20 protein-coding genes and 1 pseudogene are annotated in these 25,039 nt (G+C 56.8%); 15 read left to right on the top strand and 6 right to left on the bottom strand.

Annotated features, from left to right (window positions below; genetic code table 11):
* The first annotated feature begins 130 nt into the window (after positions 1 to 130).
* Positions 131 to 1,597, top strand: a complete 1,467-nt coding sequence (locus tag VPX56_RS15075; protein ID WP_131634972.1) for an amino acid permease — start codon at positions 131 to 133, stop codon at positions 1,595 to 1,597.
* A gap of 227 nt (positions 1,598 to 1,824) precedes the next feature.
* Positions 1,825 to 3,795, top strand: coding sequence for a catecholate siderophore receptor CirA (gene cirA / locus VPX56_RS15070; RefSeq protein ID WP_326467379.1), 1,971 nt, complete (start codon positions 1,825 to 1,827; stop codon positions 3,793 to 3,795).
* Positions 3,796 to 3,906: 111 nt separating this feature from the next.
* On the opposite strand, the gene fghA is transcribed toward cirA, so the two are convergent.
* Positions 3,907 to 4,734: an S-formylglutathione hydrolase gene (gene fghA, locus VPX56_RS15065; protein WP_131634974.1), complete on the bottom strand. Its 828-nt coding sequence runs from the start codon at positions 4,732 to 4,734 to the stop codon at positions 3,907 to 3,909.
* Between the two features lie 138 nt (positions 4,735 to 4,872).
* Between fghA and VPX56_RS15060 the strand changes: the two genes are divergently transcribed.
* From VPX56_RS15060 to mglC, 7 genes are all read left to right on the top strand, one after another.
* Positions 4,873 to 6,021 (top strand): YbfB/YjiJ family MFS transporter, encoded by a 1,149-nt coding sequence (locus VPX56_RS15060; RefSeq protein WP_326467376.1) that lies wholly within the window; start codon positions 4,873 to 4,875, stop codon positions 6,019 to 6,021.
* 102 nt (positions 6,022 to 6,123) lie between these two features.
* Positions 6,124 to 6,792 (top strand): GTP cyclohydrolase I FolE, encoded by a 669-nt coding sequence (gene folE / locus VPX56_RS15055; protein WP_131634976.1) that lies wholly within the window; start codon positions 6,124 to 6,126, stop codon positions 6,790 to 6,792.
* Positions 6,793 to 6,810: 18 nt separating this feature from the next.
* On the top strand, positions 6,811 to 7,968 hold the full coding sequence (gene yeiB, locus VPX56_RS15050) for a DUF418 domain-containing protein YeiB (RefSeq protein WP_326467373.1): 1,158 nt from the start codon (positions 6,811 to 6,813) through the stop codon (positions 7,966 to 7,968).
* A 155-nt stretch (positions 7,969 to 8,123) separates the two neighbouring features.
* Complete coding sequence (gene galS, locus VPX56_RS15045) at positions 8,124 to 9,146, top strand: HTH-type transcriptional regulator GalS (RefSeq protein WP_131634978.1); 1,023 nt, start codon at positions 8,124 to 8,126, stop codon at positions 9,144 to 9,146.
* 296 nt (positions 9,147 to 9,442) lie between these two features.
* The gene (gene mglB / locus VPX56_RS15040; protein ID WP_119937017.1) at positions 9,443 to 10,441 is read left to right on the top strand and encodes a galactose/glucose ABC transporter substrate-binding protein MglB; all 999 of its coding nucleotides are present in this window, start codon (positions 9,443 to 9,445) and stop codon (positions 10,439 to 10,441) included.
* Between the two features lie 79 nt (positions 10,442 to 10,520).
* Entirely contained in the window at positions 10,521 to 12,041 is a 1,521-nt protein-coding gene (gene mglA, locus VPX56_RS15035) for a galactose/methyl galactoside ABC transporter ATP-binding protein MglA (RefSeq protein ID WP_131634979.1), read from the top strand.
* Positions 12,042 to 12,056: 15 nt separating this feature from the next.
* Positions 12,057 to 13,067 carry a galactose/methyl galactoside ABC transporter permease MglC gene (gene mglC / locus VPX56_RS15030; protein ID WP_119937015.1) on the top strand — a complete coding sequence of 337 codons (1,011 nt, stop codon included), beginning with the start codon at positions 12,057 to 12,059 and terminating at the stop codon, positions 13,065 to 13,067.
* Between the two features lie 116 nt (positions 13,068 to 13,183).
* On the opposite strand, the gene sanA is transcribed toward mglC, so the two are convergent.
* From sanA to VPX56_RS15010, 4 genes are all read right to left on the bottom strand, one after another.
* On the bottom strand, positions 13,184 to 13,897 hold the full coding sequence (gene sanA, locus VPX56_RS15025) for an outer membrane permeability protein SanA (protein ID WP_263609880.1): 714 nt from the start codon (positions 13,895 to 13,897) through the stop codon (positions 13,184 to 13,186).
* A gap of 126 nt (positions 13,898 to 14,023) precedes the next feature.
* A complete protein-coding gene (gene cdd / locus VPX56_RS15020) occupies positions 14,024 to 14,908 on the bottom strand; it encodes a cytidine deaminase (RefSeq protein ID WP_131634982.1) in 885 nt (294 codons plus the stop codon).
* Between the two features lie 129 nt (positions 14,909 to 15,037).
* Entirely contained in the window at positions 15,038 to 15,733 is a 696-nt protein-coding gene (locus tag VPX56_RS15015) for a CidB/LrgB family autolysis modulator (RefSeq protein ID WP_263609881.1), read from the bottom strand.
* Complete coding sequence (locus tag VPX56_RS15010) at positions 15,730 to 16,125, bottom strand: CidA/LrgA family protein (protein WP_119937011.1); 396 nt, start codon at positions 16,123 to 16,125, stop codon at positions 15,730 to 15,732. The genes VPX56_RS15015 and VPX56_RS15010 overlap by 4 nt, the downstream gene beginning before the upstream one ends.
* 167 nt (positions 16,126 to 16,292) lie before the next feature.
* Between VPX56_RS15010 and dusC the strand changes: the two genes are divergently transcribed.
* The 5 genes and pseudogenes from dusC (at position 16,293) to VPX56_RS14985 (ending at position 23,258) form a co-directional block, all read left to right on the top strand.
* Positions 16,293 to 17,225, top strand: coding sequence for a tRNA dihydrouridine(16) synthase DusC (gene dusC / locus VPX56_RS15005; protein WP_131634984.1), 933 nt, complete (start codon positions 16,293 to 16,295; stop codon positions 17,223 to 17,225).
* Positions 17,226 to 17,525: 300 nt separating this feature from the next.
* Positions 17,526 to 18,872 (top strand): carbohydrate porin, encoded by a 1,347-nt coding sequence (locus tag VPX56_RS15000; RefSeq protein WP_326467364.1) that lies wholly within the window; start codon positions 17,526 to 17,528, stop codon positions 18,870 to 18,872.
* Between the two features lie 155 nt (positions 18,873 to 19,027).
* Positions 19,028 to 19,861 carry a transcriptional antiterminator BglG gene (gene bglG, locus VPX56_RS14995; RefSeq protein WP_326467362.1) on the top strand — a complete coding sequence of 278 codons (834 nt, stop codon included), beginning with the start codon at positions 19,028 to 19,030 and terminating at the stop codon, positions 19,859 to 19,861.
* A gap of 24 nt (positions 19,862 to 19,885) precedes the next feature.
* A pseudogene (gene bglF / locus VPX56_RS14990) lies at positions 19,886 to 21,851 on the top strand (PTS beta-glucoside transporter subunit IIABC).
* 12 nt (positions 21,852 to 21,863) lie between these two features.
* Entirely contained in the window at positions 21,864 to 23,258 is a 1,395-nt protein-coding gene (locus tag VPX56_RS14985; protein ID WP_131634988.1) for a glycoside hydrolase family 1 protein, read from the top strand.
* Positions 23,259 to 23,295: 37 nt separating this feature from the next.
* Here the strand turns inward: VPX56_RS14985 and yohP are convergent, their stop codons facing one another.
* On the bottom strand, positions 23,296 to 23,379 hold the full coding sequence (yohP, locus tag VPX56_RS23085) for a small membrane protein YohP (protein ID WP_015572324.1): 84 nt from the start codon (positions 23,377 to 23,379) through the stop codon (positions 23,296 to 23,298).
* Between the two features lie 204 nt (positions 23,380 to 23,583).
* On the opposite strand from yohP, the gene mdtQ reads away from it, so the two are divergent.
* Entirely contained in the window at positions 23,584 to 25,002 is a 1,419-nt protein-coding gene (mdtQ, locus tag VPX56_RS14980; protein WP_326467360.1) for a multidrug resistance outer membrane protein MdtQ, read from the top strand.
* Positions 25,003 to 25,039 lie beyond the last annotated feature (37 nt).

Below are 25,039 nucleotides of genomic sequence, written 5' to 3'. Positions count from 1 at the left end.
CCCTATTTCTGCTTTACTTATAATCCTGGCCGAGTCATGAAGCTCTCTTATAACTGGGGATTTCTGCCGGAAGGAACGCAGATCGTCTGCTACAATCGCGCCTCATTTATTAAATGGACAGCATTTTCACATGGTTTCAGAAACTAAAACCACAGAAGCGCCCGCGCTACGTCGCGAACTTAAGGCGCGTCACCTGACGATGATCGCTATCGGCGGTTCAATCGGTACAGGTCTTTTCGTTGCTTCTGGCGCAACGATTTCGGCAGCAGGCCCGGGCGGGGCACTTTTCTCTTATATGCTGATTGGCCTGATGGTGTACTTCCTGATGACCAGTCTGGGCGAACTGGCGGCGTACATGCCGGTGTCCGGCTCGTTTTCCACCTACGGCCAAAAATACGTTGAAGAAGGCTTCGGCTTCGCGCTGGGCTGGAACTACTGGTACAACTGGGCGGTGACCATCGCCGTTGACCTGGTCGCTGCGCAGCTGGTGATGAACTGGTGGTTCCCGGATACGCCGGGCTGGATCTGGAGCGCACTGTTCCTTGCCGTCATCTTCCTGCTGAACTACATCTCCGTGCGCGGCTTCGGCGAAGCTGAATACTGGTTCTCTTTAATTAAAGTGGCTACCGTCATCATCTTTATCGTTGTCGGCGTGGCGATGATCGTGGGTATTTTCAAAGGGGCCGAACCTGCCGGATGGAGTAACTGGACGATAGGCGATGCGCCGTTTGCCGGGGGCTTCTCGGCGATGATTGGCGTGGCAATGATTGTTGGCTTCTCCTTCCAGGGCACCGAGCTTATCGGTATCGCCGCCGGTGAGTCTGAAAACCCGGAGAAGAACATTCCGCGCGCGGTGCGTCAGGTGTTCTGGCGTATCCTGCTGTTCTATGTGTTCGCCATCCTGATTATCAGCCTGATCATTCCGTATACCGATCCGAGCCTGCTGCGCAACGATGTGAAAGACATCAGCGTCAGCCCGTTCACGCTGGTCTTCCAGCACGCGGGCCTGCTCTCGGCTGCGGCGGTGATGAACGCGGTGATCCTGACGGCGGTGCTGTCGGCGGGTAACTCCGGTATGTATGCGTCCACCCGTATGCTCTACACCCTGGCCTGCGACGGTAAAGCGCCGCGTATCTTTGCCAAACTGTCGCGTGGGGGCGTCCCGCGCAACGCGCTGTATGCGACCACGGTGATTGCGGGTCTGTGCTTCCTGACCTCCATGTTCGGCAACCAGACGGTGTACCTGTGGCTGCTGAATACCTCCGGCATGACGGGCTTTATCGCCTGGCTGGGGATTGCCATCAGCCACTACCGCTTCCGTCGCGGCTACGTGATGCAGGGTCATGACCTGAACAACCTGCCGTACCGCTCAGGATTCTTCCCGCTGGGGCCGATTTTTGCCTTCATTCTGTGCCTGATTATTACCTTGGGACAGAACTATGAAGCCTTCCTTGCGGATTCCATTGACTGGGGCGCGGTGACGGCCACCTACATTGGTATTCCGCTGTTCCTGATCATCTGGTTTGGCTACAAGCTGACGAAAGGAACCCGTTTCGTTCGCTACGGTGAAATGGATTTCCCGGAACGATTTAAATAATAACCGCACTTTCTCTCTTCAGCCCGCTCATTCGAGCGGGCTTTTTTGTCTCCACAGTATGAAGAACGGATATATTTATTAACAATTAAATTGATAATAGTTATCGTTTGCTTTATCGTTACGGAAAAATGAGCAGGTACCCGACCGGCCAGAGAAGCAGGCGGGCAGAAACACCTTGTGAGTAATAATTATCTGATTTAGTTGTATTTACCTCATGGAGATATGGAATGTTTAGGTTGAATCCCATCGTCAGGGGAGGGCTTTGTGCATCCGCAATGTCCCTGGCACTGCCTGTCATCGCTGCGGAATCCGGCGACACAATGGTTGTAACGGCCTCCGCGACCGAGCAAAACCTGAAAGACGCACCGGCGAGCATCAGCGTCATCACCCAGGAAGATTTGCAGCGTAAACCCGTTCAGAACCTGAAAGATGTGTTACAGGATGTGCCGGGCGTACAGCTCACTGACGAAGGTGACAACCGCAAAGGGGTAAGTATTCGCGGTCTGGACAGCAGCTATACGCTGATCCTGGTTGACGGCAAGCGCGTTAACTCCCGCAACGCCGTATTCCGCCATAACGATTTTGACCTGAACTGGGTGCCGGTTGACGCCATTGAGCGTATCGAAGTGGTGCGCGGACCGATGTCATCCCTCTACGGTTCCGACGCCCTGGGCGGCGTGGTCAACATTATTACCAAAAAAATCGGCCAGAAATGGACCGGAACCCTGAGTGCCGATTCCACTATTCAGGAACACCGCGATCGCGGTGATACCAACAACGGCCAGTTCTACACCAGCGGCCCGCTGGTCGATGGCGTGCTGGGGCTTAAGGCCTACGGCAGCGTCTCTAAGCGCGAAAAAGACGATCAGCAAAAATCCTCTTCCACCGCGACCGGTGAAACGCCGCGCATTGAGGGCTTTACCAGCCGCGATGCCAACGTTGAATTCGCCTGGACGCCGACGGAAAACCACGACTTCACCGCGGGCTATGGCTTTGACCGTCAGGATCGCGAATCCGATTCCCTCGACAAAAACCGTCTTGAGCGTCAGAACTACTCCCTCAGCCACAACGGCCGTTGGGACGTGGGCAACAGCGAGCTGAAGGTCTACGGCGAGAAGGTCGATAACAAAAACCCGGGTAACAGCAATCCGATCACCTCCGAGAGCAACGCGGTGGATGGGAAATACATCCTGCCGCTCGGCGAAATCAACCAGATGCTGACCTTCGGCGGCGAGTGGCGCCACGACAAGCTGAAGGACCCCGTTAACCTGACGGGCGGCTCCAGCAGCACGACCTCGGCAAGCCAGTACGCGCTGTTCCTGGAAGATGAGTGGCGTATCTTTGAACCTCTGGCGCTGACAACCGGCATCCGTATGGATGACCATGAAACCTATGGCGATCACTGGAGCCCGCGCGCCTATCTGGTCTACAACGCGACCGATACCGTAACGGTGAAAGGCGGCTGGGCGACCGCGTTTAAGGCTCCGTCTCTGCTGCAGCTTAGCCCGGACTGGGTGACCGGCTCGTGCCGCGGCGCCTGTGAAATTGTGGGTAACCCGGATCTGAAACCAGAAACCAGCGAAAGCTTTGAGCTCGGTCTTTACTACAGCGGGGAAGAGGGCTGGTTAGAGGGCGTGCAGGCCAGCATTACCACCTTCCAGAACGATGTGGATGACCGCATCAGCATCAGCCGTACGGCCAATGTGAATCAGGCGCAAAGCTACCCGAACTACGTCGGGCTGAATGCCGACGGCGAGCCTATTTTCCGGTATTACAACGTCAACAAGGCGCGCATCCGCGGGGTGGAAACCGAGGTGAAGTTCCCGGTTGCCGAAGACTGGAAGGTGACGCTGAACTACACCTATAACGACGGGCGTGACATCAGCAACGGCGGCAACAAACCGCTGTCCGAACTGCCGTTCCACACCGCCAACGGAACCGTTGACTGGAAGGCAACGCAGGACTGGTCCTTCTACGTGCAGGGCAACTATAAGGGCGAGAAACGCGCGCTGACCAGCGGCGAACCGACGCCGGGCGGCTACGTGATCTGGAATACCGGTGCGGCATGGCAGGTAACGAAAGCGGTTAAGCTGCGCGCGGGCGTGCAGAACCTGCTGGATAAAGATCTGAGCCGTGACGATTACAGCTACACGGAAGATGGCCGTCGCTACTTTGTGGGCGTGGATTATAAGTTCTGATGAGGCCAGGGTGAAAGCAAAACGGCAACGTAAGTTGCCGTTTTTAGTGTTTGTTCCCTCTCCCTGTGGGAGAGGGTCAGGGTGAGGGCATCAGAGCGCACACACTCGCACTTACCCGAACAAATGCTCCGCATGGAAGCGGAGATGATCCTCAATAAAGGACGCCATAAAGTAATAGCTGTGGTCGTATCCCGGCTGAATGCGCAGCGTCAGCGGCCAGTCCTTCTGGCGCGCGGCTTCGGCAAACACCGCGGGCTGTAGCTGCCCGGCGAGAAACTGATCCGCATCGCCCTGATCGATAAGCATCGGGATCGCATTCCCGGCATGGCTTGCCAGCATCAGGGCACAGCTGTCCCATTCCTGCCACGTTTGCTCATCATTTCCAAGATAGTGCGTAAACGCTTTCTGTCCCCACGGCACCTGAGAAGGGTTCACGATCGGCGCAAAAGCCGACACGCTGACGTATTTCCCTGGGTTTTTCAGCGCCATGATTAACGCGCCATGTCCGCCCATAGAGTGCCCGCTAATGGCGCAGCGGTCGCTCACCGCGAATTCAGAGTGAACCAGCGCAGGCAGCTCGTCGCGAATATAGTCATACATGCGGTAGTGGCTCGCCCACGGCTGCTCGGTGGCATTCAGATAGAAACCGGCGCCTTTACCTAAATCGTACCCGGCATCGTCGGCCACATCATCGCCGCGCGGGCTGGTGTCGGGCATAACCAGCGCAATGCCCAGCTCGGCCGCAACACGCTGCGCGCCCGCTTTGGTGGTGAAGTTTTCGTCGTTACAGGTCAGGCCGGAAAGCCAGAACAGAACCGGCGGATTGTCCGTCGGCGGCAGAAAAATGCTGAACGTCATGGCACAGTTCAGAACGGTAGAGTCGTGCCGCCAGCGCTGCTGTCGACCTTCAAAACAACGGTGCTCTTCGAGCAGTTCCATGCAGGGCTCCTTTATACGAATTGGTATTCACACAATCCATAATACAGAGTTTTCATTGACCTGTGAGTAACTTTCACTTCCCCCTTGCGGTCAGATGCTGCATCATAAATTTACTTTTCTTTAACATTTGGAGCGGTCATGGCGCTGCGTATCGCGCTCAGCGGATTTGTGGTTCTGGTGGTGGCAATGGGGATAGGGCGCTTTGCCTTTACGCCTCAGGTGCCGCTGATGATTGCCGCCGGGCAACTCACGCTTACCAGCGCGGGTCTGGTGGCGGCGATGAACTACCTGGGCTATCTGGTGGGGGCGTGGGATGCCATGCGCGCTCACCGTTTTGTGGAAACACGCCTCTGGCTGGGTATCTTTGGCGCCGTAGCGCTGACGCTGCTCTCGGCGGCTGCTGACAATGCGGTCATACACGGATTGCTGCGCTTTGTGATTGGCTGCATGAGCGGGTGGTCAATGGTGCTGATTGCCGCCTGGACCAACGAACGGCTGGGGCAGCTGGGTAAACCTGGACTCAGCGCCGCCGTGTTTGCCGGGCCGGGGGCAGGTATCGGCCTCAGCGGGCTGCTTGCCGTCTACATTCAGGCCAGGTCGCTCTCTGCCGGAGCGGCATGGCAAATCTACGGCGTGCTGGCGCTGGTGCTGGTTGTGCTGGTCGCGCGATACTTGCCGCGTTCAGGCCAGCTGCATCGACCGGGAACCGCGCCGGAACCGCTGGTGCTGACGACGGATTTAAAGCGCCTGGTCTGGAGCTACAGCCTGGCGGGGTTTGGCTATATCCTTCCGGCAACCTTTTTATCGCAGATGGCGGCGGCGCGTTTTCCCGGCAGCCTGTTCGCCCAGTTTGTCTGGCCGATTTTTGGCGCTGCGTCCGTTCTGGGCATTGCGCTGAGTATCGCGCTGCGCCACGCCTCTACCTCTAACCGCAGGCTGGCGATCGTGCTCTGGCTACAGGCCGTTGGCGTGCTCGCCGCCTGGCTGCTGCCGGGCGTTGGCGGCTTGCTTATCGGCGGATTGCTGGTGGGCGGCGGCTTCTTATGTGCCGTGCAGCTCTCTCTTTTATACGGTCGCGAGCTGGCGCCAAACCACACGCGCTATATGGCGGGACTGCTCACCACGGGTTACGCCATTGGCCAGCTGGTTGGCCCCGTTACCTCTGCGCTGTCAACCTGGCTTACCCATCAGCTGGAGCCCGCGCTGGGGCTGGCCGGCATCGCGCTGTTTGTCGGCGGGGCGTTAGTCTGGAACCGCCAGGCCGAAAGGCAGCGGCAATTGCAATAATTATCGTCGTGAATACTGGATTATGTGCGCCGCCTCACGCACAATGAGCGCACACTTTTGCCACAACTAGGGCAAAAGACGCCACACCTGCAGGAGAAAAGAATGCCATCACTCAGTAAAGAAGCTGCCCTGGTCCATGAAGCCCTGGTTGCGCGCGGTCTCGAAACGCCGCTGCGTCCACCGGTTCAGGAGCTGGATAATGAAACCCGTAAGCGTCTGATTTCCGGGCATATGACCGAGATCATGCAACTGCTGAATCTCGATCTGAGCGATGACAGCCTGATGGAGACGCCGCACCGCATCGCAAAAATGTACGTCGATGAGATCTTCTCTGGCCTCGATTACGCGAACTTCCCGAAAATCACCGTCATCGAAAACAAGATGAAGGTCGATGAAATGGTAACGGTGCGCGATATCACGCTGACCAGCACCTGCGAGCATCACTTCGTGACTATCGATGGTAAGGCTACGGTGGCGTATATTCCGAAAGACACGGTGATTGGTCTCTCCAAAATCAACCGCATCGTGCAGTTCTTCTCCCAGCGTCCGCAGGTGCAGGAGCGTCTGACGCAGCAGATCCTGACCGCGCTGCAAACCCTGCTGGGCACCAATAACGTGGCGGTTTCTATCGACGCGGTTCACTACTGCGTGAAGGCCCGCGGCGTACGCGACGCGACCAGCGCGACCACCACCACCTCTCTGGGCGGACTGTTTAAGTCGAGCCAGAACACCCGCCAGGAGTTCCTGCGCGCCGTGCGTCACCACAACTAATCAGACAGGGCAGGGACCATGGAGCGAAACGTCACGCTCGATTTTGTCCGCGGCGTCGCGATCCTCGGTATCCTGCTGTTGAACATCAGCGCCTTCGGCCTGCCGAAGGCGGCGTACCTTAATCCCGCCTGGTATGGCGATATCACCCGCAGCGATGCCTGGACGTGGGCGATCCTCGATCTCTTTGCGCAGGTAAAATTCCTCACCCTCTTTGCGCTACTCTTTGGCGCAGGGCTTCAGCTGTTACTCAAGCGCGGCACGCGCTGGATCCAGTCGCGGCTAACGCTGCTGGTCATCCTCGGTTTTATTCACGGTTTACTCTTCTGGGACGGCGATATTCTGCTGGCCTATGGTTTAGTCGGGCTGATCTGCTGGCGGCTTATCCGCGATGCGCCCGGCGTGAAAAGTCTGTTTAATACCGGGGTGATGCTGTACGTCATGGGGCTGGCCGTACTGCTGCTGCTGGGGATGATCTCCGGTGAGTCGACGAACCGTTCGTGGATACCCGATGCGGCCAACCTGCAGTACGAGCAGTTCTGGAAGCTGAAAGGCGGTACGGAAGCCATCAGCAATCGCGCGGATATGCTGGGCGATAATCTCCTCGCGCTGGGCGCGCAGTACGGCTGGCAGCTGGCGGGAATGATGCTGATGGGCGCGTCGCTGATGCGCACCGGCTGGCTGAAGGGCGAATTCAGCCTGCGCCACTACCGCCGCACCGGGGCAGGGCTGGTGCTGCTGGGCGTGCTGATTAATCTTCCGGCGGTGGTTGCGCAGTGGCACCTTCAGTGGGATTACCGCTGGTGCGCGTTTCTGCTGCAGGTACCGCGCGAGCTAAGCGCGCCTTTCCAGACTATCGGCTACGCGGCGCTGATCTATGGCTTCTGGCCGCAGCTGTCGCGCCTGTGGATCGTCAGCGCGGTGGCCTGCGTTGGCCGCATGGCGTTAAGCAACTACATTATGCAGACGCTGATCTGCACCACGCTTTTCTATCGATTTGGCCTGTTTATGAAGTTCGACCGCCTGACGCTGCAGGCGTTTGTTGTCCCGGTCTGGATTGTTAACGTGATGTTTTCCGTTATCTGGCTGCGATTCTTCCGTCAGGGCCCGCTGGAGTGGATGTGGCGACAATTAACCGCACTTGCTTCGGGTGTATCATTGAGTAAAACATCCAGATAACGATCTGGATCACAATCATTAACAAAACGGATGTAAGCGTTTTCATCTGTGTGAGCTTCTTCACGTAGTCCCCTCTCTCTCGCTGCCAGAATAGCCACCTTGCTAAACACAGGGGGTGTCTGTGAGCTGCTGCAATCCTTTGAAGGATGGTGAATATGATCACCATTCGTGACGTCGCCCGTCTGGCGGGCGTTTCCGTGGCGACCGTTTCTCGCGTGCTGAACAGCAGCGCGCTGGTTAGCCCTGAAACCCGTGAAACCGTAATGAAAGCCGTGACCCAGCTGGGATACCGGCCAAACGCCAATGCGCAGGCGCTGGCGACGCAGGTCAGCGACACCATCGGCGTGGTGGTGATGGATGTATCTGATGCCTTCTTCGGCGCGCTGGTCAAAGCCGTGGACGTCGTTGCCCAGCAGCATCATAAATACGTGCTGATCGGCAATAGCTATCACGAGGCTGAAAAAGAGCGTCACGCCATCGAGGTGCTGATTCGCCAGCGCTGTAACGCCCTGATCGTCCACTCAAAAGCACTCAGCGATGAAGAGCTTTCCGGATTTATGGAGCAGATCCCCGGCATGGTGCTTATCAACCGGATTGTGCCGGGCTATGCGCACCGCTGCGTTGGGCTGGATAACGTCAGCGGCGCGATGATGGCGACCCGGATGCTCATCAACAACGGCCATCAGCGCATCGGTTATCTTGCCTCCAGCCACCGTATTGAAGACGACGAAATGCGTCGGGAAGGGTGGCAAAACGCGCTGAAAGAGCACGGCATCGTGCCGCCTGAGAGCTGGGTGGGAACCGGTTCGCCGGATATGCAGGGGGGAGAGGCGGCAATGGTCGAGCTGCTGGGGCGCAACCTGCAGCTCTCTGCCGTATTTGCGTACAACGACAGCATGGCCGCGGGAGCGCTGACGGCGTTGAAAGACAACGGCATTGCGGTGCCGCAGCATTTATCGCTGATTGGCTTCGACGATATCCCCATTGCCCGTTACACCGACCCGCAGCTCACCACGGTGCGTTACCCGATAGCCTCCATGGCAAAACTGGCGACAGAGCTGGCGCTACAGGGGGCGGCGGGGCTGTTAGATCCTGATGCAACTCACTGTTTCATGCCGACTTTAGTGCGTCGCCATTCAGTATCGGGGCGGCAAACTGTGGTTCCGATCACTAACTGATTACACTGCGTGATGTAACCGTTTTCAATCTGTGAGTAAATTCACAGTATCTTAACAAGGCGCTGACTATGATGTCAGCGTTTTAGGGGCTGAAACGCTATGTAACGGTGATTATTCACTTTCACTATAGTCAAAGTGCCGCAAACGACGAATAAAACGCATTTCTGGAGCGTTACCGAACACGGAAGATAGAAATTTTATAAGTGAACTTCGGCGATCAGTAACGTTTTATTAACACCTGCCCGCCGACCGTTAATTCACAAGAACTACCCTGCATAAAAAAAACCGGAGATACCATGAATAAGAAGGTGTTGACTCTGTCTGCTGTAATGGCAAGCATGCTTTTTGGTGCAGCAGCGCACGCTGCGGATACCCGTATTGGCGTGACAATCTATAAATACGACGACAACTTCATGTCCGTTGTGCGTAAAGCAATCGAGAAAGACGGTAAATCAGCGCCGGACGTTCAGCTGCTGATGAATGATTCCCAGAACGATCAGTCCAAACAGAACGACCAAATCGACGTTCTGCTGGCGAAAGGCGTAAAAGCACTGGCCATCAACCTGGTTGACCCGGCTGCAGCAGGCACCGTCATTGAGAAAGCGCGTGGCCAGAACGTACCTATCGTCTTCTTCAACAAAGAACCTTCCCGTAAAGCGCTGGATAGCTATGACAAAGCGTTCTACGTAGGTACTGATTCCAAAGAATCCGGCATTATCCAGGGCGACCTGATTGCTAAGCACTGGGCGGCGAACCCGAACTGGGACCTGAACAAAGACGGTCAGATTCAGTTCGTTCTGCTGAAAGGCGAACCGGGCCACCCGGATGCCGAAGCACGTACCACCTACGTGATTAAAGAGCTGAACGACAAGGGTCTGAAAACCCAGCAGCTGGCGTTAGATACCGCAATGTGGGATACCGCTCAGGCGAAAGACAAGATGGACGCGTGGCTGTCCGGCCCGAACGCGAACAAAATCGAAGTGGTTATCGCCAACAACGATGCGATGGCAATGGGTGCAGTAGAAGCGCTGAAAGCGCACAACAAATCGTCCATTCCTGTCTTCGGCGTGGATGCCCTGCCGGAAGCCCTGGCGCTGGTGAAGTCTGGCGCAATGGCCGGTACCGTTCTGAACGATGCTAACAACCAGGCGAAAGCCACCTTCGACCTGGCGAAAAACCTGGCCGACGGTAAAGGTGCTGCTGACGGCACCAGCTGGAAAATTGAAAACAAAATCGTTCGCGTGCCATACGTGGGCGTAGACCAGTCCAACCTGGCTGAGTTTATCGGTAAATAAGATCTTTGTTTTGTCTTCACTGGGCGCAATTCGTTGCGCCCTTTTATAACGCGATATGCGAGGCCAACAAGGTATAATTATGGTCAGCACAACTACTCAGTCGTCCGGTGAATACTTGTTGGAAATGACAGGCGTCAACAAGTCTTTTCCCGGAGTTAAGGCACTCGATAATGTTAATTTAAAAGTGCGTCCTCACTCTATTCACGCCCTGATGGGGGAGAACGGTGCGGGTAAATCAACATTATTAAAATGTCTTTTTGGGATCTATCAAAAAGATTCTGGCAGCATTCTATTTCAGGGGAAAGAGATCGATTTCCATTCAGCGAAAGAAGCACTGGAAAACGGTATCTCGATGGTTCACCAGGAATTAAACCTGGTACTGCAACGTTCGGTAATGGATAATATGTGGTTGGGGCGTTATCCAACCAAAGGCGTCTTTGTCGATCAGGACAAAATGTATCGCGACACCAAAGCGATATTCGACGAGCTGGATATTGATATCGATCCGCGCGCCCGCGTGGGAACATTATCCGTATCCCAGATGCAGATGATCGAAATTGCAAAAGCGTTCTCCTATGACGCGAAAATCGTCATCATGGATGAACCGACATCCTCATTAACGGAAAAAGAGGTTAACCACCTCTTTACCATTATTCGCAAACTCAAAGACCGAGGCTGCGGTATTGTCTATATCTCGCATAAGATGGAAGAGATTTTCCAGCTGTGCGATGAAATCACCATCCTGCGCGACGGCCAGTGGATTGCCACCCAGCCGCTGGAAGGGCTGGACATGGACAAGATCATCGCCATGATGGTTGGCCGCTCCCTGAACCAGCGCTTCCCCGACCGTGAAAACAAGCCGGGCGAAGTGATTCTGGAAGTGCGCAATCTGACCTCCCTGCGTCAGCCGTCCATTCGCGACGTCTCCTTCGACCTGCACAAAGGCGAAATCCTGGGGATTGCCGGGCTGGTGGGGGCCAAACGTACCGATATCGTGGAAACCCTGTTTGGTATCCGGGAAAAATCGGGCGGTACTATTACGCTGCACGGGAAGAAAATTAATAACCACAACGCCAACGAAGCCATAAACCACGGTTTTGCGCTGGTGACGGAAGAGCGCCGCTCAACCGGTATTTATGCGTATCTGGATATTAACTTTAACTCGTTAATCTCAAATATCCGTAACTATAAGAGCAAAATCGGCCTGCTGGATAATTCCCGCATGAAGAGTGATACCCAGTGGGTTATCGACTCCATGCGCGTAAAAACGCCGGGCCACCGTACTCAGATTGGATCGCTCTCGGGCGGTAACCAGCAAAAGGTCATTATCGGCCGCTGGTTGTTAACCCAGCCGGAAATTTTAATGCTGGATGAACCAACCCGTGGGATCGACGTGGGTGCAAAATTTGAGATTTACCAGCTGATTGCCGAGCTGGCGAAAAAGAATAAAGGGATCATTATTATTTCTTCCGAAATGCCGGAATTGTTAGGGATCACAGATCGTATTCTGGTGATGAGCAATGGGCTCGTTGCCGGTATTGTTGACACCAAAACGACTACGCAAAACGAAATTTTGCGTCTTGCGTCTTTGCACCTTTAAGATCAGGGGCTCCTCATGAGTGCGTTGAATAAGAAAAGTTTTCTCACTTATCTGAAAGAAGGCGGTATTTACGTTGTTCTTTTAGTATTGCTGGCCATTATTATTTTCCAGGACCCTACGTTCTTAAGCCTGCTGAACTTGAGTAATATTCTTACCCAGTCTTCCGTGCGTATTATTATTGCGCTGGGGGTAGCGGGTCTGATTGTTACCCAGGGCACCGACCTTTCCGCTGGTCGTCAGGTGGGGCTGGCGGCGGTTATCGCGGCAACCATGCTGCAGTCGATGGAAAACGCCAACAAGGTGTTCCCGGAAATGGCAACCATGCCGATTTTCGTGGTGATTCTGATCGTCTGCGCCATCGGCGCGGTCATCGGCCTGATTAACGGCATCATCATCGCGTACCTGAACGTGACGCCATTCATCACCACGCTGGGTACGATGATCATCGTTTACGGTATCAACTCCCTGTACTACGACTTCGTGGGCGCGTCCCCCATTTCGGGCTTTGACAGCGGCTTCTCGACGTTCACGCAAGGGTTTATCGCGATGGGCAGCTTCCGCCTGTCGTATATCACCTTCTATGCGCTGATCGCCGTGGCCTTCGTCTGGGTGCTGTGGAACAAAACGCGCTTCGGTAAAAACATCTTCGCAATCGGCGGTAACCCGGAAGCGGCGAAAGTGTCCGGCGTTAACGTTGCCCTGAACCTGCTGATGATTTATGCGCTGTCCGGCGTGTTCTACGCCTTCGGCGGGATGCTGGAAGCGGGCCGAATCGGCTCAGCGACCAACAACCTCGGCTTTATGTACGAACTGGATGCGATTGCGGCCTGCGTGGTGGGCGGCGTCTCCTTCAGCGGCGGGGTGGGTACCGTGCTCGGCGTGGTAACCGGTGTGATCATCTTCACCGTGATCAACTACGGTCTGACCTACATCGGCGTGAACCCGTACTGGCAGTACATCATCAAGGGCGCCATCATCATCTTCGCGGTTGCCCTGGACTCACTGAAGTACGCGCGTAAGAAGTAAGTGCATTAAGAATGAAAAGGCCCGCTTACGAAGCGGGCCTTTTTTTGTCCGGTGGCGTCCACAGTCGGGTGGCGGCTTCGCCTTACCCGACCTACAGGGCACCGGAGCAGTCAGTTCTACTTCTTCTTCTGTATCTCCAGCAGCTGCTCCGGCGTCACCGCCGGATAACCTTGCGCATCTTCCGGCACTTCATGCATCGTTGGGATTGGCACCAGCGGGCCTAAAAAACGCGGTTCGCGCTTGAAAAGATACAGGTCGGCCAGCGCGCCGAAGCGGGCGCCAAACTCGCGCACGCGCACGCTCAGCATATCTTTCGGCGACGGCACGGCGTAGCACTGCGCCTGAATGCCCATGTGCAGGGCGATAAACAGCGCGCGCTCGCAGTGGAAGCGCTGGGTGATAATGATGAAATCGTTGGTGTCGAACACTTTACGGGTGCGAACGATGGAGTCGAGCGTGCGGAATCCGGCGTAGTCGAGCACGATATCGGCGGGATCGACGCCAGCCGCAATCAGGTCCTTGCGCATGGTCACCGGTTCGTTATAGCTCTGCAGCGCGTTATCGCCGCTCAGCAGCAGGTAATTCACCTTGCCGCTGTTATAGGCGTTCAGCGCGCCCTGAATGCGGTAGCGGTAATACTGATTGATGACGCCGGTGCGGTAATACTTGGCGGTGCCAAGCACCACGCCAACCTGGCGATAGGGCAGATCCTGGAGGTCATCAAAAATGTAGGGGGCCGTTTTCCAGCTCATCCAGCGGTCGAGGCCCAGCACGATCAACAGCAGTATGCCGATCAGGACAGACAGGCTGTAAAACACGCGCTTTAACATGCAGATGGCTCGTTCGTGGATGAAAGTTTACTCAGGCTACTGTACCCGCCTGGTTAGCGCAAGAAACGGTGAATCAACTGAGGGCTTTTTCAGCAAACGGGCGGGCATTTCTGCCCGCCGGAAGGTTCAGGCAAGCAGCACGCGGTCGATTGTGGTGCAGCCCAGCGCTTTCAGCGTCGCGGCGGTGGCGTCCCACTGGATCAGCGGTGCATCGGCAATTTCTGCCAGAATCGCGCGCTGAATGTCAGGATAGTCGTAGCCGTTCAGGCTCAACAGGTTGAGTGCGCCCTGCAGCGGCGGCAGCGTCGGGTTGAACGCGGCGTTCTCCGCATAGCTGCCGGTGAAGATACGACCGTCGCGGCACTGCAGCGCAACGCCGCTCGGCGATTTGCTGTACGGCGTGTGGCTCTTGTTGGCGGCGGTGATGGCGGCCTGGCTCAGATCATCGCCGGACAGGGCGAAACCGTGATCCTGTTCGTCCATCAGCAGCGTTTTGATCTCGAGATCTTTCGGGCCGAAGGCGTCCGGCAGATAGTCGCCCAGCGTATGCGGCGCGCGGCCCGGCAGGTTGATGCGCAGCTGCAGCCCGCTGTTCAGCTCGTTCATAAACTGGCGGCAGTGGCCGCACGGGGTGTAGTTAACGGTAATCGCGCTCAGCGCTTTTTCACCGCGCAGCCAGGCGTGGCTGATGGCGCTCTGCTCGGCGTGAACGGTTTGCTGCATGGTCGCACCGAGGAACTCCATATTTCCGCCGAAGTACCAGGTTCCGCTTACGCCGCGTGCAATGGCACCGACGTTAAAGTGGGAAAGATCTGCCCGGGCGCAGGCGGCGGCCAGCGGCAGGAGTGCGAATGCCAGCGCGTCTTCGTCCAGTCCCGTTGCCTGTTTCAGCGTCGTGACCTGCTCCGCCGTCAGCAGGGCGGGGAAATGCGCATCCGCCAGAACCGGAGCCAGGGCTGATTGCAAATTCTCTGCGAGCTGGGCGAAAGCAGTTTGAAAACGTGGATGCATGGCGTGTGCCTCATGAAGGTTAATGGATCGGTAGTGTACGGAGCCGTTAGGGCTTTATATGTGATCCACTTCTCATTATGTATGCAACTTATGAAAACAAAATGAAATTTGCGCGACGCATCGCAAATTTTAGCCCATTACCGCCAGAATTATCGGGAACACAAACGGCGCAATCAGGGAGGTGATAATCCCGCAGATCACCAGCGCCAGCGAGCTAAACGCCCCTTCCTGATAATCCACTTCGGCGCAGCGCGCGGTGCCGAGCGCGTGGGATGCCGTTCCCATTGCCAGACCGCGGGCGGCTTTGGTGCGAATTTTCATCAGATTCAGCAGGGTATGGCCAAACACCGCGCCCAGGATACCGACGAAAATCACGCACATAGCGCTGATCGCGGGAATACCGCCGATGCTGCCGCCCACGGCCATTGCAATCGGCGTAGTAACGGACTTCGGCAGGATAGAGGCCGCAATTTGCGGCGACGCGCCCATCAGCAGCGCCACCGAGGTTCCGGTGACCATCGCCACCAGGCTGCCGATAAAGCAAATGGTGATGATGGACTTCCAGCGGGCGCGGATCTGGTGCAGCTGTTCATATAAAGGAAACGCCAGCGCCACCACGGCAGGCTGCAGCAGATCGTTTAAAATTTTGCTCCCGGCAAAGTAGCGCTCGTAGGGAATGCCGGTGAGGAGCAGGAAAGGAATAATGACCACCATCGCCACCAGCAGCGGGTTGAGCAACGGCATCTTAAAACGGATAGCGAGCCTGCGTGCGGCAAAGAATACCACCAGGGTTAACGGCAGCGACCACCAGATATTAGCCATCATTTTTTTGTTTTCTCCCCGACGACTTTACGTTCGCCATGCACGATATGCGAACTCCAGCTCACCACCAGGAACACCACCAGCGTACTGACCGCGCAGGAGACGACAATCGGGCCGAACTGCGCTTTAAGCACATCGTAATACTGCATGACCCCCACGCCGATGGGCACGAACAGCAGCGCCATATAGCGGATGAGGACGAAGCAGCCGGGATTAACCCACTTCGCGGGCAGCACCTGCAGCGCCAGAAGGACGAACAGGATCAGCATGCCGATAATACTGCCCGGAATGACGATCGGCAGCAGCGACGCGATAAAGATCCCGGCGTACAGGCAGGCGTAAATCAGGACGAATGCGCGCAGATATTGCCAGACGGTGTTCAGTGATTTGCTCATGGTGAAAGTCCTTGATGAAACGTATTCATCATACAATTAAACCCGGAAATGTGCCACGGATCACATCATGAATTTTGAGCATACCAGACATTCCTGAATGGAACGCCGTGCTTTCCTCAACCATACGGAGCAGATACTATAGCGCGTCTTTTTTCACAGGTACTGCTATGCGTGTTTTACTGGCCCCAATGGAAGGCGTGCTCGACTCACTCGTGCGCGAGCTTCTGACCGAGGTGAACGACTACGATCTCTGCGTGACGGAGTTTTTGCGCGTGGTCGATATGCTGTTGCCGGTAAAATCCTTTTACAGGCTCTGCCCGGAGCTGCATAACCAGAGCCGAACCTCCTCCGGCACGCTGGTGCGCGTCCAGCTGCTGGGCCAGTACCCTGAATGGCTGGCGGAAAACGCCGCCCGCGCGGTTGAGCTGGGCTCTTACGGGGTCGATCTCAACTGCGGCTGCCCGTCGAAAATGGTGAACGGTAGCGGGGGCGGGGCGACGCTGCTGAAAGATCCTGAACTCATTTATCGCGGCGCGAAGGCGATGCGTGAGGCCGTGCCGTCGCACCTGCCGGTAACGGTCAAAGTGCGTCTGGGCTGGGACAGCGACGCGCGGCAGTTTGAAATTGCCGATGCGGTGCAGCAGGCCGGTGCCACCGAGCTGGTGGTGCACGGGCGTACCAAAGAAGATGGCTACAAAGCCGAGCGCATTAACTGGCAGGCGATCGGTGAGATCCGCAAACGGCTCACCATTCCGGTTATCGCCAACGGTGAAATCTGGGACTACGCCAGCGCGCAGGCCTGCCTGAAAGAGACGGGCTGCGATGCGGTAATGATCGGCCGCGGTGCGCTGAACGTGCCGAACCTCAGCCGGGTAGTGAAATATAATGAACCGCGTATGCCGTGGGCCGACGTGGTCACGCTGCTGCAAAAATACAGCCGTCTGGAAAAACAGGGCGATACCGGGTTATATCACGTCGCACGTATTAAGCAGTGGCTCAGTTATTTACGCAAAGAATATAGCGAGGCGCTGGAATTATTCCAGGAGATCCGCACGCTGCAAACCTCTGCGGATATTGCGCGGGTGATCCAGTCAAAATAATAAGCGTTAATTTGCTCACACTTTTTTAAAATAGAAAACGATGCAGGTTTTCAAGGTGGCACAACGGTGTTAAGGTGCCACTGTTTTAACGCAGGATTGTTACTGGCTAACAGGCAAAACCTAAGCGTTTCACAGCATTAGCCGCTGTGGAGCACTTAGGTTTTTTTTTGCCTGTCATTTACGCAGGAGATAAGTTTGGCCTAACGTTTTTCGCTCGAACTAATAAAGACAACACGACAGGAAATAGAAAAATTTCCTGCGACCGGTTACGCACTAAATACTCAGTCACAGGTTGCTAAAATGGCATATAAAAATAAACTCTACGCACTCGCGCTATTGACGATTTCCCCGCTTTCAGCGGCGCAGGACTGGAACGGAACGGTATTAGGTTTTGAAGCTCCGCCGGCCCCCATTTTTGGCGAGATGCTCGGCATTCGTCAAATCCTTAACGATAACGGTTTTACCTACAATCTCGGTTACCTGAATGAAATTGGCTGGAACGGCGGAGGCGGTTACAACCACGACTCCCACGTGGCCTATATCGATCAGTTCGCGCTGACCTTCAACCAGGATCTGGAGCGCTGGACGGGCATCCCGGATGCGCGTATCGAAGGGAACATCGTCAACCGTAACCACAATGACGATCTGACCACCAAACGCGTGCAGGACCCGCGCGTGAACTTCAACGACCTGACCCAGGAGAGCTGGGGCGGACAGTCCATTACCCGCCTGGGCTGGCTGACGTTTGCCCGCAGCTTTGACGACCGCCGCCTTACCTGGCGCATCGGGATGATGAACAAGGTGCAGACCTTCGACCAGATTATCCCCTGTGACTTTCAGCTGCTCACCCAGTGCGGCGGGAAATCGGCCAACTCGCTGACCTGGAATAACTGGAACGTTCACACCTGGGGCACCACGCTGGCTTATAAGGTCACGCCGACCGTCACCTTAAAAGGCGGCGTGATGGAGCAAAACCCGGATGCCTCCAGCCGTAACCATGCCTGGAGCTGGTCGACAAAGGGCAGTAAAGGGGTCTTACTCCCGGTCGAAATCGAAGCGCGGCCGCTGATCAACGGCCTGCCGGGGGCGTACAACCTTGGCGTGGTGTTCACCAACGCGCCGCAGGCCGATCTCTACCGCGGGAAATCCGGCGGCGCCGGGGCGAGCGATCCGGACGGTTTCGAGAAGCATAACCGGACCTGGTTTATGTACGCCGGGCTGAACCAGCAGCTCACGCAGCACGCGGACGACCCGAACCGCGGACTGAGCACCTCTTTCAGCATGAGCCTTGCGGATCAGCGCAGCAACTATATGCACCAGGTATACGCCGCCTCGCTGCGCTATCGCGGGCTGTTTGACGCCCGCCCGGAAGACTGGATTGGCTTCGGGCTGACCTGGATTGATATGAGCAGCCAGTACGCCCGCAGCCAGCGCTATATGAACAGCCTGAGCGGCGTGTCGGACTATAACGATCCGGCGTATCACCCGGTGCCGGGCCACTCCCTCAACGGCGAGTTTTACTATCGCTTCCGTCCGGTGTCGTGGCTGGAGCTGCAGCCGGGCATTCAGTACTGGCACCATCCAGGCGGCGTATCGCGCACCCAGGATGCCTGGGTCACGGAGCTGAAAACCGTCGTGACCTTCTAGCAAGTACGATCTGCGTCACGTTTTTTACTCGTGACGCATTGAGGCTACGAATGAAACTGTTAGAGTGCCAGAACTGGATTGTTACTGCTTCGGCAGGCAAAACCTGATTTTCTGGCTTCTGCCGGAGGTCAGGTTTTTTTGTTTCTGGAGTTCCGATGAAAATCGCCAAAATTCTTAATAATAATGTGGTGGTTGTTCTGGATGAGCGCGGGCGTGAACAGGTGGTGATGGGCCGCGGGCTGGCCTTTCAGAAGCGCGTGAATGACGCGCTGGACGCCGCGCTGATTGAAAAGGTGTTCGCGCTGCAAAGCGACGAGCTGGTGCGTCGACTGGGAGAGCTGCTGAGCCAGATCCCGCTGGAGGTGATGACCACCTGCGACCGCATCATTGGGCTGGCGGCGCAGCGGCTGGGCAAGCTGCAGGAGAGTTTGTATATCACCCTGACCGATCACTGCTACTTTGCGATTGAGCGGCAGAAGAACGGGCTGGCGATCAGGAACGTGCTGCTGTGGGATATCAAGCGTCTCTATCCGAAGGAGTTCGAGCTGGGGCAGGAGGCGAGGGCCATTATCGCCAAACGCCTGAACGTCGAGCTGGCCGAGGACGAAGCGGGGTTTATCGCGCTGCATCTGGTCACCGCGCAGCTGAACAGCGAAATGCCGGAAGTGATGCACGTGACGCGGGTGATGCAGGAGATCCTGCAGCTGGTGAAGTATCAGCTGCAGCTGGAGTACGACGAAGAGTCGCTCAGCTATCAGCGTTTTGTCACGCACCTGAAGTTTTTTGCCCAGCGGATGCTGACCCGCACCGTGGTTGAAGATGACGATGTCTCGCTGCATACGGCGGTAAAAGACAACTACGCGAAGGCGTGGAAGTGCGCCGAGAAAATCGCGCAGCACCTGAACAAAAGCTACCAGCGCGAGCTGACAACCGAAGAAATTATGTTCCTCGCCATTCATATTGAACGGGTGAGAAAAGAGGGGCGTTAAGCCTCAAATCTGGATTGTTACTGCATAACGCAGGCAAAACCTGAGCGCGGCCTTCGCAAGAAGGACGCCCTCGGGTTTTTTTATTTTTAGACTCAGTCAACAGGTGCCTGCGGGCATCGGATGTAAGGAAATCGAGATGGAATACCAGGCGTTAGCGAAGGATATTCTCGGCCACGTTGGCGGAAAAGAGAACATTGTTAGCCTCGTGCACTGCGCGACCCGGCTTCGCTTTAAACTGAAAGAGAACCAGAAAGCGGATGCCGAAGGGCTGAAGAAAAACCCGGGCGTGATTATGGTGGTCGAGAGCGGCGGCCAGTTCCAGGTGGTAATTGGCAACCACGTTCACGACGTCTGGCAGGCGGTGCGCAGCGAAGCCGGGCTTACCGACGACGCGCCGGCTGTTGAAGACAAAGGGGAAAAGGGAAACATGCTGGGCCGCCTGATCGACATCGTGTCAGGGATTTTCACCCCGTTTATCGGCATTCTGGCGGCCTCCGGTATTCTGAAAGGCCTCCTGGCGCTGGCGGTGGTCTGCGGCTGGCTCACCCCTGAAAGCGGCACCTATAAAATCTGGTTTGCCGCCAGCGACGCGCTGTTCTTCTTCTTCCCGCTGGTGCTGGGCTATACCGCCGGGAAAAAATTTGGCGGCAACCCGTTTATTACCATGGTGATCGGCGGGGCGCTCACCCACCCGATGATGATTGCCGCCTTTAATGCCAGCCAGCAGCCGGGGGCGGTTTCCGAGGCGTTTCTCGGCATACCGGTGACCTGGTTCAACTACAGCTCCTCGGTGATCCCGATCATTCTCGCCGCGTGGGTAAGCTGCTGGCTGGAAAAGCAGAGCACCAGGCTGCTGCCGTCCTCAATGAAAAACTTCTTCGCGCCGCTGATCTGCTTAGGCGTGACCGTGCCCCTGACCTTCCTGGTGATTGGCCCGCTGGCGACCTGGCTCAGCCAGCTGCTGGCCAACGGCTACCAGTGGATTTACGTCCTGGCGCCGTGGCTGGCGGGGGCGGCGATGGGTGCGCTGTGGCAGGTGTGCGTGATCTTCGGCCTGCACTGGGGGCTGGTGCCGCTGATGATCAACAATCTGGCGGTGCTGGGCCACGACACGATGCTGCCGATGCTGCTTCCCGCGGTATTTGGCCAGGTCGGCGCGGCGCTGGGGATCTTCCTGCGCACCCGCGACGCGCGTCAGAAAATGCTGGCCGGGTCGTCCGTGACGGCGGGCATTTTCGGCATCACCGAACCGGCGGTCTACGGCGTTAACCTGCCGCTGCGCCGTCCGTTTATCTTCGGCTGCGTGGCGGGGGCCGTCGGCGGCGCGATTGTCGGCTTCAGCGATACCCACGTCTACTCCTTCGGCTTTGCCAATATCTTTACCATCGCCCAGATGATCCCGCCGGGCGGCGTGGACGCCACGCTGTGGGGCGGCATTATCGGCACCGTGGTGGCGCTGGTGCTGAGCTGCGGACTGACGCTGGTGGCGGGGATGCCGGGGCAGGCCGAGCCGGAAGCAGTGATGACCGTGGGCGAAAATGACGTGCTCTCCCCGATGACCGGCACCGTGCTGGCGCTTGACCAGGTGCCGGACACCACCTTCGCCAGCGGCCTGCTCGGCAACGGCGTGGCGATTATTCCCTCCGATAACAGGGTGATTGCGCCGTTTGCCGGTGAGGTTGCCTCTCTGTTCCAGACCAAACACGCCATCGGCCTGCTCAGCAACAGCGGAATTGAAGTGTTAATTCATGTGGGAATTGACACCGTGAAGCTGGACGGCAGGCCGTTTACCGCCCATGTCAACGTGGGCGACAGGGTGCAGCCGGGCGATCTGCTGCTGGAGTTTGACCGTCAGGCGATTATCGATGCCGGATACGACCTGGCGACCCCGATTATTATCAGTAACAGCGACGAGTATCGCGAGGTAGCGACCGTGGCGGGAACGTCCGTGACCGCCGGTGCACCGCTGCTCAGCGTAAGCCATCAATAACAGGAGAACGTGATGAAAACTTTCCCGGATGATTTTTTATGGGGCGGCGCGGTTGCCGCGAACCAGGTAGAAGGCGCGTATCTGGAGGATGGCAAAGGGCTGTCCACGTCTGACGTTCAGCCGCAGGGGGTCTTTGGCCCGGTGGTGGAGCGCGTGGCGGGGGACAGCGGCATCAAGGATGTGGCCATCGACTTCTATCATCGCTACCCGGAGGACATTAAGCTCTTCGCCGAGATGGGCTTTAGCTGCCTGCGCGTCTCCATTGCCTGGACGCGCATCTTCCCGAACGGCGACGAGCAGGCGCCAAACGAGGCGGGCCTGGCGTATTACGATAAGCTGTTTGACGAGCTGGCCGCGCATAACATCACCCCGCTGGTGACGCTGTCGCATTACGAAATGCCGTGGGGGCTGGTGAAGCAGTACGGCGGCTGGGGCAGCCGTCAGACTATTACCTTCTTTGAGCGCTACGCCCGCACCGTGTTTGCGCGCTACCGGGAGAAGGTGAAGCTGTGGCTGACCTTTAACGAAATCAACATGTCGCTGCACGCCCCGATGACCGGCGTTGGCCTGCCGGAAACCAGCAGCAAGGGCGAGGTGTATCAGGCTATTCACCACCAGCTGGTGGCCAGCGCGCTGGCGGTAAAAGCCTGCCACGAGATTATCCCGGACGCCAGAATCGGTAACATGCTGCTGGGCGGCCTGATGTACCCGCTGACCTGTAAGCCAGAAGACGTGCTGGAGGCCTTGCAGGAGAACCGCGCCTGGCAGTTCTTTGGCGACGTGCAGTGCCGTGGAGCCTATCCGGGCTATATGCTGCGCTTCTTCCGCGATAACGGAATTCAGGTTGATATCACCGACGCCGACCGCGAGGCGCTAAAATCCACCGTCGATTTTATCTCGTTCAGCTACTACATGACCGGCTGCGTGACCACCGATGAAGAACTGAACCATCAGGCGCGGGGCAACATCCTGAGCATGGTGCCTAACCCGCATCTGGCAAGCTCCGAGTGGGGCTGGCAGATTGACCCGGTGGGCCTGCGTACCCTGCTGAACGTGCTCTGGGATCGCTATCAGAAGCCGCTGTTTATCGTCGAAAACGGCCTGGGCGCGAAGGATAAACCGGACGCGGACGGCGTGGTGCAGGATGATTACCGCATCAGCTACCTTAACGACCACCTGGTGCAGGTGCGCGAGGCGATTGACGACGGCGTGGAGGTGATGGGCTACACCAGCTGGGGGCCGATCGACCTGGTCAGCGCCTCCAAAGCGGAGCTGTCCAAGCGCTACGGCTTTATTTATGTAGACCGTGACGACAGCGGAAAAGGCACGCTAGCACGCAGCCGCAAGAAAAGCTTCCACTGGTATAAAGAGGTGATTGCCACGAAGGGGGCGTCGCTGAAGGCCTGATAAGGAACGGTGCCCGGCGCGGAGCCGGGCAAATAAATCAGAAAATCATCTTGAATACGCCGGTCACCACCAACAGCCCTATCAGAAATATAATCAAAATAACCCACAGTAATATTTTCATTCCCTTCTCCTGCTCATGTATGTCCTGAATAAGTGTAGCAGCGTATTTATAATTGACATGAATGCATTGAATTTATTCATTATCTTTGGGAATAATTTTCCGGGTATGAAAATGTATGACAATTTGCGGATTGCCACGCGTTACTAAAAAAAGGAACGGCTTCGGGCGTAACGTGCGCCTTTATTTTTTTGAGTTTATGGCGTCATGAAACGTTCTTTTATTATATCTCTGAGTGCTCCCCTCGTTTTTATTCTGGCGGCCTGTGCGCCTGAACATGCCACGGTATCTCCCATTACGGCGCAAACCACGGCGGCAGCGGTGAATACGCAGCTTCGCCATACCGACTGGCCGAAAAATGAGTGGTGGAAAGACTACAACGATCCCGCGCTTAATTCGCTGATTGCTAAGGCGCTGAACGATGCGCCGGATATGCAAATCGCCCGCCAGCGCATCACGCTCGCCGAAGCGCAGGCAAGAGCGACGATGGCGGCCGACGGCCCGCAGGTTGATTTTTCAGCCGATGCGGAGCGGCAGAAAATGTCGGCTGAAGGTCTGATGGGGCCCTTTGCGATTACCGATCCGGCAGCGGGCACCACCGGGCCGTGGTACACCAACGGTACATTCGGCCTGACCGCGGGCTGGGATCTCGATCTGTGGGGCAAAAATCGCGCGCAGGTTGAAGCCCGAATCGGCAAGGTTAACGCGCAAAACGCCGAGATGAAGCAAACCCGCCAGCTGCTGGCCAGCAGCGTCGCGCGACTCTACTGGGAATGGCAGACCCAGGCTGCCGTGGGGGACGTGCTCGCCCAGATTAAGCACGAGCAGGACAACATTATTGGCGCCGATCGCGAGCTGTATCAGCACGGGATCACCTCCTCCGTAGAAGGCGTCGAAACGGATATCAACGCCAGCAAAACGGAAGAGCAGCTGGCTGAGGTCAGAGGCAAAATGAAGGCCGTTGAGGCCCGCCTGGAAGCCTTGACCAACAGCGCTTCCATGACGCTTACGCGCCACGCGTTACCGACTGCGGAAGCGGCACTACCGGCCACGCTGGGCTACGAACTGCTGGCCCGCCGCCCCGATCTGCAGGAGGCGCACTGGTATATTGAAGCGTCCATGAGCGAGGTGGAGGCCGCCAAAGCGGCGTTCTACCCGGATGTGAACCTGATGGCGTTCCTGCAGCAGGATGCCCTGCACCTGAGCGATCTGTTCCGATCCTCCGCGCAGCAAATGGGCGTCACCACCGGGCTGACGCTGCCGATTTTTGACAGCGGCAGGCTAAACGCGAACCTGGATATCGCCCAGGCGCAAAGCAATCTTTCGGTGGCGAATTACAACAAGGCGGTGGTGGATGCCGTCAATCAGGTGGCGCGCACGGCCAGCGAAGTGGAAACCTTAACCGCTAAAAATCAGCAGCAGCGGCAGGTCGAAAAGGATGCCGCGCGCGTGGTTGCGCTGGCGCAGGCGCGCTATAGCGCCGGGATTATTGCCGGTTCCCGCGTGAGTGAGGCTAAAATTCCCGCGCTCAGGGAACGCATCGCCGCCCTGACGCTGAAAGGGCAGTACGTTGACGCCACGCTGCAGCTCACGTCCGCGCTGGGCGGCGGCTACCATCATGGCTAAAAACGGTCATTATCTATACTTACCTCTTTGCCCATGT

This window comes from Enterobacter wuhouensis, assembly GCF_035835995.1.
GTDB classification, from domain to species: domain Bacteria; phylum Pseudomonadota; class Gammaproteobacteria; order Enterobacterales; family Enterobacteriaceae; genus Enterobacter; species Enterobacter wuhouensis.
The sequence above is the reverse complement of the archived record's forward strand: the minus strand, read 5'-3'. Positions and strand labels throughout refer to the sequence as shown.

Coding starts and splice junctions, on each gene's coding strand:
- VPX56_RS15075 (WP_131634972.1), top strand. CDS start 131: ATGGTTTCAGAAACTAAAACCACAGAAGCGCCCGCGCTACGTCGCGAA.
- cirA (WP_326467379.1), top strand. CDS start 1,825: ATGTTTAGGTTGAATCCCATCGTCAGGGGAGGGCTTTGTGCATCCGCA.
- fghA (WP_131634974.1), bottom strand. CDS start 4,734: ATGGAACTGCTCGAAGAGCACCGTTGTTTTGAAGGTCGACAGCAGCGC.
- VPX56_RS15060 (WP_326467376.1), top strand. CDS start 4,873: ATGGCGCTGCGTATCGCGCTCAGCGGATTTGTGGTTCTGGTGGTGGCA.
- folE (WP_131634976.1), top strand. CDS start 6,124: ATGCCATCACTCAGTAAAGAAGCTGCCCTGGTCCATGAAGCCCTGGTT.
- yeiB (WP_326467373.1), top strand. CDS start 6,811: ATGGAGCGAAACGTCACGCTCGATTTTGTCCGCGGCGTCGCGATCCTC.
- galS (WP_131634978.1), top strand. CDS start 8,124: ATGATCACCATTCGTGACGTCGCCCGTCTGGCGGGCGTTTCCGTGGCG.
- mglB (WP_119937017.1), top strand. CDS start 9,443: ATGAATAAGAAGGTGTTGACTCTGTCTGCTGTAATGGCAAGCATGCTT.
- mglA (WP_131634979.1), top strand. CDS start 10,521: ATGGTCAGCACAACTACTCAGTCGTCCGGTGAATACTTGTTGGAAATG.
- mglC (WP_119937015.1), top strand. CDS start 12,057: ATGAGTGCGTTGAATAAGAAAAGTTTTCTCACTTATCTGAAAGAAGGC.
- sanA (WP_263609880.1), bottom strand. CDS start 13,897: ATGTTAAAGCGCGTGTTTTACAGCCTGTCTGTCCTGATCGGCATACTG.
- cdd (WP_131634982.1), bottom strand. CDS start 14,908: ATGCATCCACGTTTTCAAACTGCTTTCGCCCAGCTCGCAGAGAATTTG.
- VPX56_RS15015 (WP_263609881.1), bottom strand. CDS start 15,733: ATGATGGCTAATATCTGGTGGTCGCTGCCGTTAACCCTGGTGGTATTC.
- VPX56_RS15010 (WP_119937011.1), bottom strand. CDS start 16,125: ATGAGCAAATCACTGAACACCGTCTGGCAATATCTGCGCGCATTCGTC.
- dusC (WP_131634984.1), top strand. CDS start 16,293: ATGCGTGTTTTACTGGCCCCAATGGAAGGCGTGCTCGACTCACTCGTG.
- VPX56_RS15000 (WP_326467364.1), top strand. CDS start 17,526: ATGGCATATAAAAATAAACTCTACGCACTCGCGCTATTGACGATTTCC.
- bglG (WP_326467362.1), top strand. CDS start 19,028: ATGAAAATCGCCAAAATTCTTAATAATAATGTGGTGGTTGTTCTGGAT.
- VPX56_RS14985 (WP_131634988.1), top strand. CDS start 21,864: ATGAAAACTTTCCCGGATGATTTTTTATGGGGCGGCGCGGTTGCCGCG.
- yohP (WP_015572324.1), bottom strand. CDS start 23,379: ATGAAAATATTACTGTGGGTTATTTTGATTATATTTCTGATAGGGCTG.
- mdtQ (WP_326467360.1), top strand. CDS start 23,584: ATGAAACGTTCTTTTATTATATCTCTGAGTGCTCCCCTCGTTTTTATT.